This is a genomic window from Pseudoalteromonas sp. CO348 (assembly GCF_004208845.1).
In the GTDB taxonomy this organism is placed as follows: domain Bacteria; phylum Pseudomonadota; class Gammaproteobacteria; order Enterobacterales; family Alteromonadaceae; genus Pseudoalteromonas; species Pseudoalteromonas maricaloris.
The window spans coordinates 38,024-57,390 of sequence record NZ_SGPI01000039.1 but is presented as its reverse complement, the minus strand read 5'-3'; the positions used below and the strand labels follow the sequence as shown (position 1 = coordinate 57,390).

The window sequence follows — 19,367 nt, the reverse complement described above, 5'->3', positions numbered from 1 at the left end:
AGTATCGGAGTTTGCTGTTTACTCATCGATATTACTTCGCGTGTAAGTCGCTGATTTGGTAAATTGATTTTATCTCGAATTACCGAAACAAAAATAATGAAGAAAAGTCTTATTGCCTTAGCATGTACAGCAACCTTTAGTGTTTATGCTGACGTCGACTACCATATTTCAATTACACAACCACAGCATCACCTTGCAGAAGTAGAAGTTAAGTTCCCAAAATCCTCACAACCAAGCATTGATGTGCAACTTCCAGATTGGCGTACAGGTCGCTACGAGATATTGGATTTAGCCAACGGCGTACGCTTTTTTGACGCAAAATCTCAAAGCGGGCAAGCACAAAAATGGGAAAAAATTGATAAAAACACATGGCGTGTACACCTTAGCGAGCCTACCGAGCTGACGGTTAAATATCAGATTTATGCCAATGAGTTAGGTCTTCGAGCCAGACACATAGATGACACCCACGCGTTTATTGATGCATCTGGCTTTTTGATGTTTAGTGAATCTTTCAGATCTGAGCCTGTTTCTGTTGAACTCAATGTACCTAAAGGCTGGCGCTCTGTCTCTGGTATGGACTTTGCCGATTCAAAACACAGCTTCAAAGCTGATAACTACGACATATTGTTAGATTCCCCTATTGAAACTGGTATTAATCAGCTACACAAATTTGAAGTAGATGGCCGCAAATATGAATTAGTTATTTGGGGCGAGGGTAACTATGACGCTGACCAAATGCTCGCGGATCTTAAAAAACTCGTTCAAACCGGCACGCTCATTTGGCACGATTATCCTTATGACCGTTATGTCTTTATGGTGCATGCAACCAGTAGTGCACGAGGGGCAACAGAGCACTTAAACTCGACGATTATTCAAAGACATAGAGACAGTTTTAAAGAAAGAGATGACTATATTGGTTTTATCTCTACAGCAGCACATGAATTCATCCACACGTGGAATGTCAAAAACTATCGCCCAGCGGGCATGGTTCCTTATGATTACGTCGCACCAAATTACACGGATTTGTTGTGGCTAGCTGAAGGCTCAACCAGCTACTTTGAGGATTATTTGCTGCTAAGTGCAGGGATCACCACCAATGACGAATATCTTAAAATGCTGACTAAGCGTGTTAATCGTCATTTGAAAACTCCTGGTCGTCATGTTCAGTCGGTTGCTGCAACGAGCTTTGATAAATGGATCAATCAAGGTGGCGATCATGGGATAAATTACAGCACCAATATCTATTCAGAAGGTGCGTTGGTGTCCATGGCACTTGATATCGACTTACTCGAAAAATCAAAAGGAAAAATTAGCTACCGTGACGTTCATAAAGCGCTTTACCAACAGCATAAATTGCCAAATAGCTTCACCAGTGAAGATGTTAAAAACATCCTAAAAGCGCTTACCGGTCAAGACTACAATACTTGGTGGAATGAATATGTTGACACACCAGCGAACATAGACTTTGACAAGTTATTCGACAAAGTAGGACTTGTTTATGATTATCCAGAGTCGGCTAAAATGATCGCAGGCTTAGATGGTATGGCAAGACAAAAGGGTGAATTACTGGAGCTGACCCATGTAGCTCGAGATGGAAATGCATGGCAAGCGGGGCTAACAGCAGGCGACCTTATCGTTGCATTTGATAAGCACCTTGTTCGTAAAGATTTAAAAGCGAGCTTAGAAAACTTCAAGCCAGGTCAAACAATCACGGTAGATTTTATCCGTCGTGATAAGTTGATGAATACGAAAATCAAGCTTGACCGCGACCATGATAAGCCTAAAAAGATAACATTTACACCTAACCCATCAAGCGAGCAAGCGTTACTTTATAAAGCGTGGATGGGGGTTTCTCACCCAAATGAAATAAAATAATGGCAATCAAAAAGGGCTGATGATTATCAGCCCTTTTATAGTCCACAGCCCTAAGCTAAAAAGCAATTAGCTAAGCTTAGGGCTACTTAACTTACATAATGCGAGAAAAGAAGCGTGAACGGTTTTTAGAACGACTTCTACGCATAGAAGAACGGATCTGAGAGCGTGTGCCCGCAAGCCAGCTTTCACGATCGACCTTAGCATTATCACCACGTCTTGCTTCTTCAGTAGCTCTAAAGCCACAGAATTCACGGTATGCTTTTAAATCTAGCGACAATTCTTGTAACACAAGTTCAATCATAATCGCATCATCGACATAGCCCAATACTGGGATATGATCTGGAACGATGTCTTCAGGCTCACTGAAGTAAGCAAGAGAAGCCATGATCTCGCGCTTTTCATCTTCAGGCATTTGCCATTCTTCATCTAACACTGCGTCAATTAGCGTTTGTAACGAAATTAGACGAGTGCTTACAAATTCAGGAAGGTTGGATTTCTCCATCGTAGCCACTAAATCACGCGCTTTAGCAATGATTTCGGCGTCACTTACATCGCCACTTTTTTCAATAGCAGCTTTCATCATTCCACGGAAGTGTTCAAGATCTGAATCAGAGAGTTCAAAGTTGATTTCTATAGACACGTCTGTGCTCCCTCAACGTTGTTATTATTAATGGTTTAAGCAAAAAGTTAAACTTATTGCAATAATCTTAGATACTAGCACATCTTTTTCAGAAGTCTTCCCATAAATTACACTTTTAACACGAATTTTTCTCTATTACGTACAAGTATAAAACCCATTGTTCAAAAGGCGTACAGCGGCTTTCGCACCATATAACTAGAAGTGTTGTTGATAGCGTTTGAGAACCAGCCCGCGATAAAACTTGTTTTTTATAAACTTATTTATCTGAAGCAATTGTTTGCGCCAAAAATACCGCTTTGCTCCTGTAACACTTGGTGCTCTATCTATGGTACTCGCAAACTTTTCACCATGACTAACAGGACAAGGACTCATTACGAATACGCTTAGATCTTTTTCCCAAAAATGTTGATAATCAATATCAATCGGTCTGCCGAAAGGAATTGATTTGGATAATATTTTCTTTGCCCCTTTGAGACTTACAAGCTGAGCAACGGTTCCGGCGGGTACCTTATTTTGCATAAATAACGATAGTGATTTATTTAGCGGAAAGCTTGCAATCGGAGTGCGTTTGTTCTTCTGAGACTGGAATAGCTTGATCATATCCCAATCAAATGGCAATGAAGCGATCAGTTGGTCAATCTGTGCTAAGTCGTCGTGTAGTTGGAAATCATCTTCAAAAATAAAAGCATAGGGCAGTTCTAACTCAACAATTTTGCTCAGTACTTTTATATGACTTAAATAACAACCTATCTCTCCTAACGTTAAAGGCCGGAAATATTGCTTAGCGTTTTTTAACTTACAATAGCTCGCATCTAAAACGTCTGCGCTCAGCTCTGCACCTTTTACAGCGCTTATCCTTTCAAAGGGTAGTGAGAACTTATCAAACTGGAGAGTAGATTCCTTGAGTCTATCAGTACAAGAATCTAAATTGATGAGAAAAATATTCGGTTTGGTCACAATGAGTCTTAAATCCGCTAACTAATTACATTTTGAGTGTGCGACTTTTGTATGACAGTGAAATGACGAAATTCTGACATAGAGTAGGGTATCAACCCTACTCTATAGGGAAGTATTACCAATCACTCGCAGCTGAGCAATAACTCACTGCAGTCTGACGGTCTTCCGTTCTGTTATCATGGCGACTTGACATGCCGATGATTGCACCATTACCGCCTAATGTCCAAGGTTGGTCGTAGCCTGTGTATTGTGTTGTAATACATGATTCAGCGAATAGTGCAGCGCCTGTGCTCGAGGTTGCCATAGATGCGCAATTAAAGTTAAACAAACGGTCTTCCGTGCCATTATCGTGACGACTTGACATTCCGACAAAGAATTGACCATTAGGACAAACAAAGTTAAACGCTTGATCGTATGAATTTACGTAACCGCTCCACTTTGTCGTTTTACGATAAATGCGACTGCCGCTATCCGTTGTAAATTTTGCACAGACTAAGCTAAAACGTCTGTCTTCTTGTTTATCTTGGTGGTAGCTTGAGATTGATTTAATAAACATATTACTTGGACAAGTGTAAGTAAATGCTTGGTCAAAATCATTTAAATACCCCGTATTGAGTTCACTATAAACGCGTAAGTTACCACCAGCTAGCGCTGAAAAATCACTGGCAATTTCTGTGCGCTCAGTTTTTGCTAACTTAGTCTCAGTAACGTCATAACCTGAAACATCGTTATTAGTTTCTATTAGCGCAATTATCTCATCTAGATTCTTAGCTTGAGAAGCGGGGATCTCATATACACTGCCATTTACTGTATACTCAAATGGCTTAGCTTGTTCATTAGCCGAAGCAGGGTTACAAAACATAGTAAGAGAGAGGGATAGAGCAGACAACTTTATCAATGTGTTCATCTTAATTCCTTTAAAAATAGTAGTTAATTTAGCGCTAACAACAAAAATAGCAGCTGAATTAAATGCTACTTTTTTTTAATAAACAAGCTTTTTATTAACACATCAAAACCAAAGAAATGCATAATCAGCATCAATTAAATATAGACTGTTGCAGATCCCATCCCCGTTCAAAATATATACTGCTTATTTTTTCTAAATTTTTATCGCGTTACACCACAATTACTATTCACTATTTTCATATAAAAGACGCCACGCGAAGCGACATTAGAATCGAGTAAAGCAACAATTAAAAATTTATTAACGCTCAAACAGACAAAGTGAAGTGGATTGCAAAGGAGGAATGCTAGGGGACAGGGTAGGAGAAGCACAACGCTTCTCCGTATTTTACATCTTATTTTTCAGTCACATTAAACGTAACGATCCATGGCGTGACTTTGTCGAGGCCTTTGCCTAGTTCAATTGCAATTTTGCTAGTAGAGCTCGGTGACATAATTTCCGTACGCATTAGCTGGCCACTCTTTTGGCTATCACCAACCCAAGAGTGATCTAAACATTGCTTTGCGAGACTCTGCGCATAGTTATGGATTTTTACCGCGTTTTCGTATTCCTTGAACTGCTCAGAACAGGTATATTTTGATTTTCCAGAAGCGCTTTCTATGATTTGGCATTTATTGCCAACTAGATGTGCCTTGGCCTGCCAAGAGTTGATTAACTTTGCGCCGACTTCAGCACCTTTAAGCGCAGAAAACCCATTGGGTGATGCACTTAGAAGTGCATTAAGTTTCTCGCAATTAGACATATCATCGAGCTTCTCTTGTTGCTCAGGGGTCAATGTTGAACATCCGGCAGCTGTCAACCCTGCCAGCATTAGACCAAGTAATCTTGTTTTCATAAACCGTTCCATACTGTTCGCAATCGCACCATTAAAGTTAGACTAATATTTTGCCACTGCATAGTTGTAAGACTATGAGAAGTTTACCTTATTTATATGAACAGGGGTTGATCTAATTACAGATTTATCCCGATTATGGTAGGTTGGCTTGTTAATGCACGATGCCTGGAACAAGCCAACGAAAAGATAGGCGAAAGGATTACTTACCCAAAGGGCTAATTACTTATGCCTATCTTTGAGCGTACTGACCACCTCACTGAGCGTAAGCCCTTGTCTCTGTAATAAGACAATAAGATGATACAGTAAGTCTGCGGACTCATTGAGCAACTCTTCGTTGTCGTTTTTCATCGCCGCCAGCGCCACTTCAACCCCTTCTTCTCCCACTTTTTGACAACTACGACTTAAGTCTTTAGCAAATAAAGAGGCGGTATAACTGCTTTCAGGGGATGCATTTTTCCTCAGGGCAATCACTCGCTCAAGCTTACCTAAAAATGCAAGCTCTGGCATGGTGTCTGCAAAGCAGCTTTCGGTTCCAAGGTGGCAAGTTGGACCTTGCGGCTTTGCGTAAATCAGCAGGCTGTCTTTATCACAATCGGTATGCACTTCCACCAAGGTCAATACATTGTTTGAGGTTTCACCTTTGGTCCAAAGGCGCGATTTTGAACGCGAATAAAAAGTGACGAGCTGCTTTTCTAGCGTCGCCTCAAGAGCTTCTCTGTTCATAAAGCCTTGCATCAACACTACCCCGGTTAATACATCTTGTACGATAGCGGGAATGAGTGCTGATTTATCAAAATCTACTTCTGCTATGTTTTGTTTATTAATAATCATTGTCGTGCCGCCACATCATTATTTATTAAGAACTGCTTGAGCTTTGGAATGTCAATCACACCTTTATGGAACACACTTGCAGCCAAAGCACCATCTGCATTAGTTTGTTTAAATACATCAACAAAGTCTTGCATACTGCCTGCGCCGCCAGAGGCGATAAGTGGCACTTTACACAGCGCTCTAATCGCGCTGAGCTGCGCTATGTCATAGCCATTACGCACGCCATCTTGATTCATACAATTAAGTACAATCTCTCCAGCGCCAAGATCTTGAACTCGTTTGACCCATTCTTGCGTTTTGTATCGAGTACGACTTGCCGCATTCGGATCGCCAGTTAACTGGTATACTAAATATTCTTGAGTTTGCTTATCATAAAAGCTGTCTACGCCTACAACCACACATTGCTTGCCAAATTCGTCATGTAACTCTTTAATGAGTTTAGGCCTTGCAATGGCAGGGCTGTTAATGGAGATCTTATCCGCGCCTTGCTCAAGCACTCGAGCCGCATCAGCCACCGATTTAATCCCACCAGCTACACAAAATGGTATATCGATATGTCTGGCAATTTCAGCTACCCAATTGACATCGAGCAAACGCTTTTCGACGCTAGCACTGATCTCATAAAACACCAGTTCATCAGCACCTGCCTCGCTATAACGCTGGGCGAGATCAAGAATATCACCGACGACTTCATGGCCTTGAAATTTAACACCTTTGACCACCTGACCGTCTTTTACGTCTAAACAAGGAATTATACGTTTTGATAACATGCTAAAGCCTCCTCAACGCTAAATACACCTTCAAGTAGCGACTTGCCAAGTATCACTCCACCTACTTGTTGCTTTGCAAGCCGTGCAATATCGTCAAGAGAGCTCACGCCGCCAGATGCTTGTACTTTAATTGCACTGTTATGCTTAGTGATGTCTTCGTATAAGGAAAACGATGGACCTGTCATCGTGCCATCCTTACTGATATCCGTACATAAAAAATCGCTTACACCTTGCTCTACATAAAAGTCTAATAGCTCGAATAGATCGCTTTTCGCATCATTTAGCCAGCCGTGAGTGGCAGGGGACCAGCCACTTTCGGTTTTGTTCACATCAAGTGCTATCACAAATTTATCGGCGCCACATGCTTTAATCCACGCAGCAACTTCTTGCTGTTTATCTACCGCCATCGAGCCTATCACCACTTGGGCGGCTCCGGCATCTAGCCATTGCTTTACGTCGTCAATACTGCGAATACCGCCACCTACCTGAAAGGGAACAGATAAAGCCTTAGTCGCCGCTTGGATAGTGCGCCATTGCTTTTTGCTCGGGTCACGAGCGCCTTCTAAATCCACCAAATGTAGCTTGGCTGCGCCTGCATTTTGGTATTCAAGTAAACGCTCAGCTAAATTAAAAGGGTAAAACTGTGCGGTTTCGTACTTGCCTTGATACAAACGAACAATATTGTTCTCTAATACATCTAAAGCGGGAATAATCATTGTTCGTCCTTTTATAGCTGCCAATTAATAAAGTTTTGTAAAAGCTGCGCGCCAACCTTGCCGCTGCGCTCAGGGTGAAATTGCATGCCGGCATAGTTGTCGTTTGCAACAATCGCAGAAAACGCTTGACCGTACTCACCCGAAACCAGTGTCGATTGATTGATGGTATGCGCAAAACTGTGTACAAAGTACACTTGATCTTGTTCACTAAGCCCTGTAGTGAGCGCATGAGGCTTCACCACACGAAGATTATTCCAGCCCATGTGCGGTACAGTTAATTCGTTAGTCTCTAATAACTCAACCTTACCCGGAATGCGACCTAAGCACGGAATATCCCCTTCTTCAGTAGACTCACAAAGCAGCTGCATCCCTAAACAAATCCCCATCAAAGGCCGTTGATAGTCGGCTACTGCGTCTGCCCAGCCTTGCTCATTTAAGCGCTTCATTGCCACATTGGCATGGCCGACGCCAGGTAAAATGGCTCGTTCAAAGCGGGCTAATTTCTCCGGTGCAGTGATCACTTCAGGCGTCACACCAAGGCGCTCAAATGCAAAACGCACTGAGTTAATATTGGCACAACCGGTATTAATAATTGCAATCATAAACACCCCTTAGAACTTGCCATTTGCTGTGACGCATCTGTTGCAATTGCCATACGGATAGCACGAGAAAATGCTTTGAATAAGCCCTCAACTTGGTGGTGGGCATTACCTTCGCTTACGCTCAAAATTAAACTCACTGCCGCATTATCCGCGAAGGATTTAAAGAAATGCTCAACCATTTGAACATCCAAGTCACCCACTTTATCTCGTGTAAAGTCAGCATTAAGTACAAAAGACGCGCGTCCAGATAAATCCAACTGACATTCTGCTTTACATTCGTCCATAGGCAACGCAAAGCCATAACGTGCGATTTGTGATTTTGTGCCAAGCGCGGTCTTAAAAGCCTGACCAAGGGCAATCCCGATATCTTCTACGAGGTGGTGCTCGTCTATATGTAAGTCACCTTTCGCCTGAATATTCAGGCCAAGGTTAGCGTGAGTTCTGATCTGATCTAGCATATGGTCAAAAAAACCAAGCCCTGTTGAAATCTCTCCATTGGCTTGTTGGTCCAGATTTATCGCTACCGAAATCTGTGTTTCTTTGGTATTTCTAGCAATTTGTGCACTGCGATTTAAGGTGGTTAACTGCGTCACAATAGCAGGCCAGTTATCTTCGTAGAGAATGCCTTCAATGCAGAGGTTTTCTGCAAGCTGAATATCGGTTTGCCTATCGCCAATAACAAATGATTTGCTAAGATTCACTTTACCAGAACGCATCAGTTCTGTGAGTAATCCTGTTTTAGGTTTGCGACATTGGCAGTTGTCTTCGTCAAAGTGAGGACAGATCAGAACTTCCTCAAAACGGATCCCTTGGCTGGTGAGGATTTGCATCATTTTGTCTTGAGGCGCATCAAAATCAGCTTGAGGGAAGCTATCTGTACCGAGACCATCTTGATTAGATACCATCACTAGCTTGTAACCAAACGACTGCAGTTGTAATAACGCTGGGATCACATTGGGTAATAGTGCCAACTTCTCTAGGCTATCCACTTGCTTATCGGTTATTGGCTCTTCGATAATAGTGCCATCGCGGTCGATGAATAAATAGGGGGCGCTCATAATACTTCCTCAGTGACTTGGCATTGTTTCAGCCAGTTTTCTACTTGTTTTAATTCCTGCTCGTTGCCGATAGAGATCCGCAGCCAGTTGTCCTCGCCAAACAGCACAAATGGCCGCATGATTAACCCTTGGCGCATCGCTTGAACCACAAACTGTTTGTCGGTTAGCTGTAAAGTAACAAAGTTGCCTTCGCCGCATAATATTGCGCTTACGAACTCGCTGTCTTGTAGCCATTGTATAAGCTTCTTTTTTGCTAGGTTCAAAATAGAGACTTGCCGGCGCATCTGCGTTATCGCATCTGACGTTAACGCTGTTGCTGCTATTTGTGCCACGACTGTAGAAACAGGGTAGGGCGCAATCACTTTTCTCACCGGTGCCAATAGCGCTTCACTCGCTAACATAAAGCCAACGCGAAGCCCTGCCAGTGCAAACGCTTTAGATAGCGTACGCAGCACAACAACGTTTGAGAATTCTTTGATAAGCTCGACACAGGCTTGTTCTTCACAGAACTCAATATAAGCTTCATCAACGACCACGATTGCACGGCCTTTAAGCGTATCTGCAAGTGCAGCGACTTTGCTGGCAGGTTGCATTGCACCGGTTGGGTTATTTGGATTACAAATGAAGACAAGTTTAGCGTCGCCAATTGCAGCGGTTAGTGTATCCACATCGTCATTGGCAAGCTGCGTTTGGCTTAATTCATTAATAGCGATGTTGTGGGTGTCTGCCGTAACTTTGTACATACCATAAGTAGGGGTAAAGATTGCAATGCTATCTTTGGCCGGTTCACAATATGTGCGTACTAATAACTCAATGCCTTCATCGGCACCACGCGTCATCAGTACATTTGTTTGATCGACCTTAGCGTAGCCTGCGTATGCATCAATTACCGCTTGTGGCTGCGGATCTGGATAACGGTTTAAGTTATCAAAGCGCATTTCAAGCACACGAGCGTATGGACTTTCATTGGCATTGAGCCACGTGGTGCCTGTTAGCTTTGCACTTTTCGCAGAACTGTAGGCCTTAAGCTTTTCAATGTTATTTGGTAGCGCAATATTAGTCATTATTATTCTCCAACCTCACTTTAACGGCGTTCGCGTGTGCATCTAGGCCCTCAGCTTGTGCCAAAGGTAAAATCGCTGTGCTTAACTTACTCAACCCTTCTTTTGTGATGGTTTGTACTGTGTAAGCCTTATAAAAATCCATCAGATTTAAACTTGAATAGGTTTTTGAATAACCATAGGTCGGCAATACATGGTTGGTGCCTGACGCATAGTCACCTGCTGATTCTGGCGTATAGTCACCAACAAATACTGAGCCCGCGTTTTTTACTAGCGGCAGGAAACGCTCCGCATCTCTTATCTGTAAGATAAGGTGTTCAGGCCCATACTCTGCTGAGATCTCAAAGGCTTGCTCTATGCTCTCAACTAAAATCAGCGTGCTGTTTTTAAGCGCAGCTCTGGCAATATCAGCGCGACTAAGCTTGCTTAGTTGGTGCTCGATTGCAGCTTCAGTTTCTTCGATTAGTTGACTGTCAGACGCCAATAATATGACTTGCGAGTCTTCCCCATGCTCCGCTTGAGAAAGTAGATCGGCGGCGATAAATTCTGGGTTAGCGCCCTTATCTGCAATCACTAACACCTCTGAAGGACCTGCCGGCATATCAATCGCAAGTCCCGGCACTGACTGAGCAAGCAGCTGTTTTGCCATTGTGACAAAGCTATTGCCTGGACCAAAAATTTTGTTCACTTTTGGTACGCTGTTAGTACCTAGCGCCATGGCAGCAATTGCACCTGCACCACCACATTCAATCACATCGGTAACACCACACAATTTAGCCGCATACAAAATCGCAGGATGTATTTGGCTATCGCCTTTGACCGGCGTCGCCAACACGATTGTTTTTGCACCACTTAGCTGCGCACACACCCCTTGCATCAATACAGAAGAAGGCAGTGGCGCGCTACCACCTGGCACGTATAAACCCACGGCTTCTATCGCTTGATACCTGAGCTCGCAGGTCACACCTGACTGAGTCTCTATTTTCTTGCTTTGTGGTAACTGCAACTGGTGAAACTTTTTAATGTTGCTATACGCTTGGTCAATAGCACTTTTAAGTTCAGGTGTTAACGCAAATTCGCTTTCAATAAGCTCTGCTCCCGTTACCCGTATTCTTGGGCTAACACGGGCGTCAAACTGCTCGGCATAACTTAGTAACGCGGTGTCGCCATTGCAAGCAACGTTATCAATTATCTTTTCAACTGCCGCTTTTACCTTATCACCCACTTTGACCGCAGGACGGCTCAAGCATTCGCTGCGTTGCTCGCTGGTGGCTTGCTGCCAATCAAACATGCTGTTACTCCATCATCTTTTCAATTGGCATGACGAGAATCGAGTTAGCACCAAGCGCTTTTAACTCTTCCATCGTTTCCCAAAATAGGGTTTCGGAGCTGACCATGTGAAGTGCAACATATTCATCGCTGCCAGCAAGTGCAAGTAAAGTTGGTTGGCCTGTGCCTGGAAGTAACGCACATACTTCATCTAGCTTATTCTTTGGTGCATGCATCATGATGTACTTGCTTTCTTTTGCTTGTTTCACCCCTTTAAGGCGTGGCATTAGCTTATCGATCAACGCAAGCTTACTTTGGTCAGTCAATGCTGCATTTTGAATGAGGCAAGCGTTAGATTCTAAGATGGTATCGCCTTGCATAAGGCCATTAGCCTCAAGCGTTGCACCGGTTGATACTAAGTCACAAATGGCGTCAGCGAGGCCTGCTCGAGGTGCTACTTCTACCGAGCCCGTTAACATGACCACGCTAGCATCGATGTTCTCACGTTTTAGATATTGCTTTAAAATCTCAGGGTAGGTGGTTGCGATGCGTTTGCCGTTAAACCACGCTTTTTCCTGTTGACCTAGCTCTTGTGGCCACGCCAGCGCTAAACGGCAAAAGCCAAAGTCCAGTTTTGAAAGTTTAGTGACTTCAGCAAACTGCTCGTTGCGAACACGTTCAGCTTGAACTTCTTCTAACACGTTTTCGCCAACAATGCCTAAATCACAAACGCCGTCCATTACAAGGCCTGGAATATCGTCATCACGCACTCTAAGTACGTCAATAGGCATGTTAGTGGAGTGGGCGATTAAACGCTGTTCACGTAGGTTTAGTTTTACACCAAGTTGTTTGAGTAGGGCTTGGCAATCCTTTGAAAGACGGCCTGATTTTTGGATTGCGATTCTTAAACGGTTGCTGTTGCTCATTATTTATTTCCTAATTCTTTAAATGAAAAACCCCGAGGCGGAACCTCGGGGCGAAATAAACTTTGACTATACTTTTTGCTTCGCCGGAGGTTCCTTTAAGGAATAACCCACCAGCGAAATAACTGACAGGTTATCCCGTATGATGATGGTGATGATGAATTGCTGTCAGTGTCATTAGCATGATGTTACCTTTGTAATATATCTGCTGTTCAAAAAGTTCATTTATAGATAAACATAATTTTGTTCTACTTGGCAATCATTTTTTTACGCAAATTAAAGAATAGCTTATAACAGCCGATAATAAGTAAGACCAACAGTAGGTTAGTGGGGGAACAGATGGATGCATTTAAACCTTTTTTAGGCCCAATCGTACGGCTAGATGTAACTCATAAGTCTGCATTTCATGTAGCTGGTGTGCAGCACTATAAGATTGAAAAGGTTAAGAAAGATCTAAAAACCGAGATCGAACTTAAACGCCAAGCTGCTGAGCATGAAAAAATTAAAGAAAGCGAAGATGAAGAGGAAAAATCTCACGAAGAACATAAGGGTGAGAATCTTGATACATGGGCGTAGATTTATTTTGCATAAAATAACCTGTTGAACATCTCTCAATACCTGAGTTTATCTATTCCCCCTACATATCCCACCCGCTGTTCGAGCCTAGCTTATGTATCATCTAGTCCAGCGAGAGCCCGGTGAATATCTCGCTCAATTGAACGCTCTTTGGTGAGATTCAATGCCTGAAGGTAGGCACTTCTAGCCTTTTCGCTTTGTTTGAGCTCCCGGTACAACTCAGCCTGAAGCATTAAATACTCTATATGCTGCTCATCCTGTACTCGCTCTTTTTCCAATAAGTGTTCCATAGCGTCAACAGCCCTACGCTTATCACCGTGTTGCTGAAGCGCTAAATAAGCCGATGAAACACAAGCATCTCTCCACGTTGGTAGTTGGCTTAATGCGATTTGCTCAATCAGGCACCCGTTAGTGAATAAACGCTGCGCTGCGTCTTTCGCTGAAAAAGTCCACAATAAGTTAGCAGCTCGATGGATCAAAACGATATCTTGCGCATAATGTTGACCCACAAAAGCTGCCGTTTCTAGGGCTAACTCTTCATTTTGTGTGTTTTGTAAGTAATCCATCAAAGCCAAGTTATAGTATCGGTCATCCATTGCTTTTAGTCTATCAACTATCGCTTTTGATGCTTTTTTTTCAGAATCCCAAAAACCACTTTCTATAGCTAATGCTTTCGCTGCAGATACTAAGTACTCAGGATTATTTGGCGCCAATTCTGCAGCTCTTATAAAGTGCGTGTTAGACTTTTCAACTAAGCTAAGTTTATTAAAAAGGTTTGACTGTTGTTTAATTTGATACCATAAATTACCCGCAGTAAAATGCACCTTTGCATTGTCTATATGGCGCTTAATTAAGGTGTTTAACAGTGTTTCTTTATTATCATCATTTTGCGCAACCGCAACTGACACGGCCATTATTTCAGCATCAAGCTCTTTATCGTTTAGCGTGTTAAGCATTTTAGTGACTTGCTGATACTGACGATGATAAAAAGCAGACTCCAGCATTGTTATTTGAGAATTGGGTTGCTGTGCATATGTTAAAGCACTATACAAAATAATAACCGTGCAAGAGGTATTTATAAGCGACTTAATAAACATGTTGTGTCCTTTTTAGTGTGTCCATTATCACTATTGTGTATTTTCTAACGTAAGCTTAATTTGCAGTTTTGATACCAGCTTTTACTTTTTATATTTTTATTCATACAATCAATATGATGTAGGCTGTTATCGCTTTACTCTTACTGTATTTTGCGTGCCATTATCGATACACTCGCCATGTTCTGTTTCGATACCGATACATTTGATAGTTCTGTTTGTATTCAATACATCAAACAAGGTTGCATAAATTAACGACCATTTATTTAAGGAGAAATAACATGTCGTATAAATCAGTAAAAAATCTCGTAGGTTGGCTCGTTGTAGGTCTGTCTGCGCTAGCGTTAGCCCCAAGTGTTGTACCTGGTAGCATGGCTGTTTTAGCATTTTACTTAAGCCTTGTACTGCTCCTAGTTTCCTTGTTTACCATTTCTTCAGCCAATCACCGCCACTTTCAATTGACAGCAATCATTGTCGGTGTCGGTATGCTGGTTTTGAACGATTATTTGCGTGTTATCATGCCTTCGCCAGAGCCTACTTGGCTTAACCGCATCGCTTTGTATCTCGTGTATTTCATTATTTGTGGGGTAGGTATGATTAAGGTTAAACGACAACTTAACAGGTAATATCAGTTGTATTAAGTAAATGATCTATTTCGAAGCGGGGAAATAGCTTTAGTAGCTAGGCAAAAATTTTGCTATTTAGTTGTTCTAAATGAGAAGTTTTTAACGAAGCTAATATGCTATTTCACCCTTCAAATTGATTAGAGAATTAATTCAATTGGTATCCACACTCAGTTATTGCCAAACAGCGGTTGCGATTTGATGCTTAGCCACATACAATTTCGCGACCTGTCTGTTTGTAAACTACATTACTTTGGCTGTATCTACGACTTTCTCTTCTACGGGGCCTTTAGCCCAGCATTTCCCAGGCTATCAACCAAGACAGCCCCAAATTGATATGGCTATTGCGGTAGAAGAAACCATACAAAATGGTGGACAATGCATCGCCGAAGCAGGAACAGGGACGGGGAAAACGTTTGCCTATCTCATTCCTGCCTTTCAGTCTAAAGGTAAAGTCATCGTCTCAACCGGCTCTAAGGCCTTGCAAGAGCAATTATTCCATCGTGACGTGCCGACCTTAAAAAAGGTGCTTGGCAGTGGGACAAAAGTCACGTTGCTAAAGGGTAGGGCCAATTACCTTTGCCCTTATCGTTTATCACAGCATTTGAGCCATGTGCCAACCGACGACCCAGATGTTATGCACCAACTTGCCATGGTTGCAAAGTTCGCTTCTGAAACACACAGTGGAGACTTAGCCGACTGTGTGGGTATCGAAGAAGACGCAAAGGTATTACCCTACGTTACCTCAACTGCAGATAACTGTTTAGGGAAAGAGTGCCCAGACTACGAAGACTGTTATATCCGAAAGGCAAGATTAAAGGCAGTCGATGCCGATGTTGTGGTGATCAATCATCATTTATTTTTTGCCGATATGGCCGTAAAAGATTTAGGTTTTGCGGAGCTAATGCCAACCGCAGATAGCTATATCTTCGACGAAGCACATCAATTACCAGAAATAGCCAGTGACTACTTTGGTGAGACTATCAGCACTAAAGCTTTGCAGGCGCTTATTAACGATTTAAGGGTGATCTACCGCGCTGATATTCCAGATATGTTGCAACTAGGAAAAACACTCAATAAATTGGAAACCAGTGTCGCCGATTTGCGTTTGGTATTTGGTGGCGATGGTGCCCGTGGTGATTGGCGTGAAGCGCTGGCGAATAAACCAATTTGCGATGCCATGCATCGAGTGATAGCTAACTTAGACTTTCTCTATAAAGTGCTCAAACTTTGTCTGGATAGAAGTGAAAAAATAGAACACCCATTTGAAAAGGTCATGACCTTTAAAAATCAGTTTGAACGTGCCTTTGATACCAGTCAAACTGGATTTAGTTACTGGTTCGAAACCACAAGGCGCTTTTTATCTATTCATATCACGCCGCTTGATGTATCAAGTAAGTTTGCACAAATTGTCAAAACCACTGAGGCAAGCTTTGTATTTACCTCAGCCACCTTATCCGTTGATAACTCCCTAGAGCACTTTAGTCGTAGCTTAGGACTCAAACCGACCTCACAATTTATTGTTGATAGTCCATTTGACTATAAGCAGCAAGCTTTACTATGCCTGCCACGCTATTTGCCAGAAACCCGTGACGACTTAATGCCACATGCGCTGGTAAAGCTTGCAAAACAGGTGATTGAAGCTGCAAAAGGGCGTACATTTTTACTCTTTACCAGTTATCGCGCGATGCATTTAGTGTACGAAGGGCTGAATACGGCACTGCAATATCCCATTTTTATGCAGGGTCAAGCATCGAAACGGATAATTTTAGAGCAATTTATTCGGCACGGTAACGCCGTACTACTTGGTACAGCTTCTTTTTGGGAAGGCGTGGATGTGAGAGGTGACACTTTGAGTTGTGTTGTCATTGATAAGCTACCATTTGCTTCACCAGATGATCCTTTGCTGCAAGCGCGCATGCGAGACGCTGAAATGCGTGGATTAGAACCCTTTGATGCAATACAACTCCCCCAAGCTGTTATCGCGTTGAAACAAGGGGTTGGACGGCTAATTCGTGATGCTAACGATAAAGGCGTACTGATTATTTGCGATAATCGCTTAGTTACGAGAAAATACGGCCAGACGTTTTTAAGTAGTTTGCCCGATATGTCTCGCACGAGAGACTTAAACAAGGCAATCCGATTTTTAGAGAATATTGATAAAAATGAAAAATAACCTGTTGGCCATAGACGCCTCCACCGAAGCACTCAGTATTGCATTGCACTATGAAGGCAAGTTTATTCGCCACTTCGAGGTTTGCCCACAGCAGCATAGCCAAAAGATACTTCCCTTAGTTGAACGTATTTTACGCGAAGCCGATATCACCCTTAGTGAGCTTGATGGCATTGTATTTGGACGTGGGCCTGGCAGCTTCACTGGGGTGAGAATAAGTACAGCGGTTGCGCAAGGCTTAGCATATTCTTCAGGTCTTAAGTTAGTTGGTGTTTCAACTTTGCAGGCGATGGCGCAACAGGCATACATGGAAGCAGGCAAGTCCAGCGTAGTGTCGGCAATAGATGCACGTATGGGTGAGATCTACTTATGCCAATACAACGGCGAAACTAGTGGTGTTATTCAACCGAGCACCGAAGAAACAGTTATTAAACCTGAAAATATCGACTTTACATCAACTGGCGCGGCCGGTGTTGGTACAGGATGGCAAGCATTCTCAGAGCTTGCCACACAGCTTGAATGCGAAATCATTGACAATATCACATTACCAGACGCTTATTACATGCTGTTTATAGCCGACGATAGTTTCACACAAGGCTTATCTGTGGATGCAGCTGACGCCCAGCCGCAATATGTGAGGGATACTGTGACGTGGAAAAAGTTGCCAGGTCGAGAATAAAGGCGTATTTTTATACAAGCACTTCGTATTTATTGAGCTAAACCGTGAAACTAAATTCAATCATCCAACAAGCAGGTACATATCAAGTAAAGCCACAGCCTAAAAAGGCGGTGAGCCCTGCTATTGAAGAAGGAAATACGGCTAAGCTCAATACCGCGCAGATCAAAACCAGTGAAAAGGGCATTGCGTTGGTGGAGCAGTTCCAATCGCAGCAACGTTCGACTATCTACGACCGCCCTAACTTTCGTACTGGACAAGCAATTAGTGAATACAAAGCAATTGCAACCGAAGCAAGACGAGATGAGATCAAAAGTATGATTGGCGTTTCTGTTTACGCGTAATACCTCTTCCAAGACTCGATAACAAAGAAGGTCAGCAAATGCTGACCTTCTTTGTTTGAAATAATAGATGAAGATTTTTACTTTTTAATAAATCCAATCAGTTTATCAGCAATTGCGGTATTGTTTTGCGAGCCGATGAACGCTTCTTTACCTTTTCCATGGGCAAACACTTGTACATCGATAGCGGTGTGACCACCCGTTGTCCAACCAGTGAAAGATGCATCACTAATTGCCTCTTTTACGACAACACTAAGCGCCTTCGGACCTTGTGAAAGAGCTTCTTTTACTTTTAGCTCAGTCGCACTGTCATACTCAAGACCTGTGAGATCTTGCCATGTTGCTTTAACGTCTTTTGTCTTTGCGAGTGCTTTTGCTATCTCGCCCGCTGAACCTTTCACTTTAGCGATCACATCTCGCTCCCAGCGATACTGACCATTCGCACCAAGCGTTAATCCACCGGTAGAGTGATCTGCTGTGATCACCAAGATAGTGTCTGGGTTGTTATCAACAAAAGCCTTTGCCAGCTTAATTGACTCTGCAAAGTCGTCCATTTCATGCATAGCACAAGCGATATCATTGGCATGTCCACACCAGTCAATCTGACTACCTTCAATCATTAAGAAGAAGCCTTTATCATTCTGGTTTTCCAATAATGATAATGCCGTTTTAGTCATTTTAGTTAGGCGCTGCGGCTCTTCATCAATTGCGAATGGCAGACCTACTTCTGCGAACAGACCCATCGCAGGAATTTTATTTAGCGTATCAAGCTTAGATAAAGCATCAACGTATTGATAACCTGCATCTTTAAATTCATTAACGAGGTTTCTATCTTCACGAATGAAGTATTTAGTGCCCCCACCAAGCATAAGATCTACGGGTAATTTTCCTGCGATTTTATTGTCGATGTAATCATTGGCAATATCGTCATAGTTACGACGTGATTCATTATGAGACGCGAAACTTGCAGGTGTTGCGTGGTTAATTTGCGATGTTGCAACAAGCGCGGTTGTTTTACCTTTTCGTTTCGCCACTTCAAGCATCGTTTCCAAATGTTCTTTATGGGTATCTACCGCAATTGCGCCATTATAGCTTTTAGTTCCTGTACTTAAGGCGGTTGCGCCCGCAGCACTGTCTGTTACAACCGTGTCGTCGTCTGGGTAAGTATGCGCCATACCTACCAAAATAGAGTCAAAAACCGTTGGGTCAACCACTTTCGTTGAAGGGTCATCTTTAAAATAACGGTAGCCCGTAGTGTAAGCCGGCCCCATGCCGTCGCCAATCATATAAATAATGTTTTTTGGAGCAGCCAATGTCGGAGCCGCAAATACTAATCCAACAAATGAGGCCAAAAGGCTAGTTTTGAAATTCATTGTTATTCCC

20 protein-coding genes are annotated in these 19,367 nt (G+C 42.7%); 6 read left to right on the top strand and 14 right to left on the bottom strand.

Annotation, left to right across the window (positions count from 1 at the left end):
• Window positions 1–96 precede the first annotated feature (96 nt).
• Complete coding sequence (locus EXT48_RS20160) at window positions 97–1,875, top strand: M61 family metallopeptidase (protein ID WP_130165546.1); 1,779 nt, start codon at window positions 97–99, stop codon at window positions 1,873–1,875.
• 91 nt (window positions 1,876–1,966) lie between these two features.
• On the opposite strand, the gene EXT48_RS20155 is transcribed toward EXT48_RS20160, so the two are convergent.
• From EXT48_RS20155 to hisG, 12 genes are all read right to left on the bottom strand, one after another.
• Complete coding sequence (locus EXT48_RS20155) at window positions 1,967–2,515, bottom strand: YkvA family protein (protein WP_045990127.1); 549 nt, start codon at window positions 2,513–2,515, stop codon at window positions 1,967–1,969.
• 195 nt (window positions 2,516–2,710) lie between these two features.
• Entirely contained in the window at window positions 2,711–3,472 is a 762-nt protein-coding gene (locus EXT48_RS20150) for a glycosyltransferase family 25 protein (protein WP_130165545.1), read from the bottom strand.
• Window positions 3,473–3,587: 115 nt separating this feature from the next.
• Window positions 3,588–4,379: a dermatopontin-like protein gene (locus tag EXT48_RS20145; protein WP_130165544.1), complete on the bottom strand. Its 792-nt coding sequence runs from the start codon at window positions 4,377–4,379 to the stop codon at window positions 3,588–3,590.
• Between the two features lie 391 nt (window positions 4,380–4,770).
• Window positions 4,771–5,271: a hypothetical protein gene (locus EXT48_RS20140; protein WP_039495275.1), complete on the bottom strand. Its 501-nt coding sequence runs from the start codon at window positions 5,269–5,271 to the stop codon at window positions 4,771–4,773.
• A 219-nt stretch (window positions 5,272–5,490) separates the two neighbouring features.
• Entirely contained in the window at window positions 5,491–6,102 is a 612-nt protein-coding gene (hisIE, locus tag EXT48_RS20135; protein WP_130165543.1) for a bifunctional phosphoribosyl-AMP cyclohydrolase/phosphoribosyl-ATP diphosphatase HisIE, read from the bottom strand.
• Window positions 6,099–6,872 carry an imidazole glycerol phosphate synthase subunit HisF gene (gene hisF, locus EXT48_RS20130; RefSeq protein WP_130165542.1) on the bottom strand — a complete coding sequence of 258 codons (774 nt, stop codon included), beginning with the start codon at window positions 6,870–6,872 and terminating at the stop codon, window positions 6,099–6,101. Before hisF ends, hisIE begins: the two co-directional genes overlap by 4 nt.
• Complete coding sequence (locus EXT48_RS20125) at window positions 6,854–7,588, bottom strand: 1-(5-phosphoribosyl)-5-[(5-phosphoribosylamino)methylideneamino] imidazole-4-carboxamide isomerase (RefSeq protein WP_130165541.1); 735 nt, start codon at window positions 7,586–7,588, stop codon at window positions 6,854–6,856. Before EXT48_RS20125 ends, hisF begins: the two co-directional genes overlap by 19 nt.
• An 11-nt stretch (window positions 7,589–7,599) precedes the next feature.
• The gene (gene hisH / locus EXT48_RS20120) at window positions 7,600–8,190 is read right to left on the bottom strand and encodes an imidazole glycerol phosphate synthase subunit HisH (RefSeq protein ID WP_130165540.1); all 591 of its coding nucleotides are present in this window, start codon (window positions 8,188–8,190) and stop codon (window positions 7,600–7,602) included.
• On the bottom strand, window positions 8,187–9,248 hold the full coding sequence (gene hisB, locus EXT48_RS20115) for a bifunctional histidinol-phosphatase/imidazoleglycerol-phosphate dehydratase HisB (RefSeq protein WP_069019208.1): 1,062 nt from the start codon (window positions 9,246–9,248) through the stop codon (window positions 8,187–8,189). The genes hisH and hisB overlap by 4 nt, the downstream gene beginning before the upstream one ends.
• A complete protein-coding gene (gene hisC / locus EXT48_RS20110; protein WP_130165539.1) occupies window positions 9,245–10,312 on the bottom strand; it encodes a histidinol-phosphate transaminase in 1,068 nt (355 codons plus the stop codon). Before hisC ends, hisB begins: the two co-directional genes overlap by 4 nt.
• On the bottom strand, window positions 10,305–11,600 hold the full coding sequence (hisD, locus tag EXT48_RS20105) for a histidinol dehydrogenase (protein ID WP_130165538.1): 1,296 nt from the start codon (window positions 11,598–11,600) through the stop codon (window positions 10,305–10,307). Before hisD ends, hisC begins: the two co-directional genes overlap by 8 nt.
• A gap of 4 nt (window positions 11,601–11,604) precedes the next feature.
• The gene (gene hisG, locus EXT48_RS20100; protein WP_039495263.1) at window positions 11,605–12,504 is read right to left on the bottom strand and encodes an ATP phosphoribosyltransferase; all 900 of its coding nucleotides are present in this window, start codon (window positions 12,502–12,504) and stop codon (window positions 11,605–11,607) included.
• A 336-nt stretch (window positions 12,505–12,840) separates the two neighbouring features.
• On the opposite strand from hisG, the gene EXT48_RS20095 reads away from it, so the two are divergent.
• A complete protein-coding gene (locus EXT48_RS20095) occupies window positions 12,841–13,077 on the top strand; it encodes a hypothetical protein (RefSeq protein WP_095726550.1) in 237 nt (78 codons plus the stop codon).
• A 92-nt stretch (window positions 13,078–13,169) separates the two neighbouring features.
• On the opposite strand, the gene EXT48_RS20090 is transcribed toward EXT48_RS20095, so the two are convergent.
• Window positions 13,170–14,174 carry a lipopolysaccharide assembly protein LapB gene (locus EXT48_RS20090; RefSeq protein WP_130165537.1) on the bottom strand — a complete coding sequence of 335 codons (1,005 nt, stop codon included), beginning with the start codon at window positions 14,172–14,174 and terminating at the stop codon, window positions 13,170–13,172.
• A gap of 278 nt (window positions 14,175–14,452) precedes the next feature.
• Between EXT48_RS20090 and EXT48_RS20085 the strand changes: the two genes are divergently transcribed.
• The 4 genes from EXT48_RS20085 to EXT48_RS20070 all read left to right on the top strand — a co-directional run bounded on the left by EXT48_RS20085 (window position 14,453) and on the right by EXT48_RS20070 (window position 17,987).
• Window positions 14,453–14,797, top strand: coding sequence for a hypothetical protein (locus EXT48_RS20085; protein ID WP_039495260.1), 345 nt, complete (start codon window positions 14,453–14,455; stop codon window positions 14,795–14,797).
• A 334-nt stretch (window positions 14,798–15,131) separates the two neighbouring features.
• Window positions 15,132–16,970, top strand: a complete 1,839-nt coding sequence (locus EXT48_RS20080) for an ATP-dependent DNA helicase (RefSeq protein ID WP_130165664.1) — start codon at window positions 15,132–15,134, stop codon at window positions 16,968–16,970.
• Window positions 16,960–17,646 carry a tRNA (adenosine(37)-N6)-threonylcarbamoyltransferase complex dimerization subunit type 1 TsaB gene (tsaB, locus tag EXT48_RS20075; protein ID WP_130165536.1) on the top strand — a complete coding sequence of 229 codons (687 nt, stop codon included), beginning with the start codon at window positions 16,960–16,962 and terminating at the stop codon, window positions 17,644–17,646. Before EXT48_RS20080 ends, tsaB begins: the two co-directional genes overlap by 11 nt.
• A gap of 44 nt (window positions 17,647–17,690) precedes the next feature.
• Window positions 17,691–17,987 (top strand): hypothetical protein, encoded by a 297-nt coding sequence (locus EXT48_RS20070; RefSeq protein WP_017216823.1) that lies wholly within the window; start codon window positions 17,691–17,693, stop codon window positions 17,985–17,987.
• Window positions 17,988–18,064: 77 nt separating this feature from the next.
• On the opposite strand, the gene EXT48_RS20065 is transcribed toward EXT48_RS20070, so the two are convergent.
• A complete protein-coding gene (locus tag EXT48_RS20065; protein WP_130165535.1) occupies window positions 18,065–19,357 on the bottom strand; it encodes an alkaline phosphatase in 1,293 nt (430 codons plus the stop codon).
• Window positions 19,358–19,367: the final 10 nt, after the last annotated feature.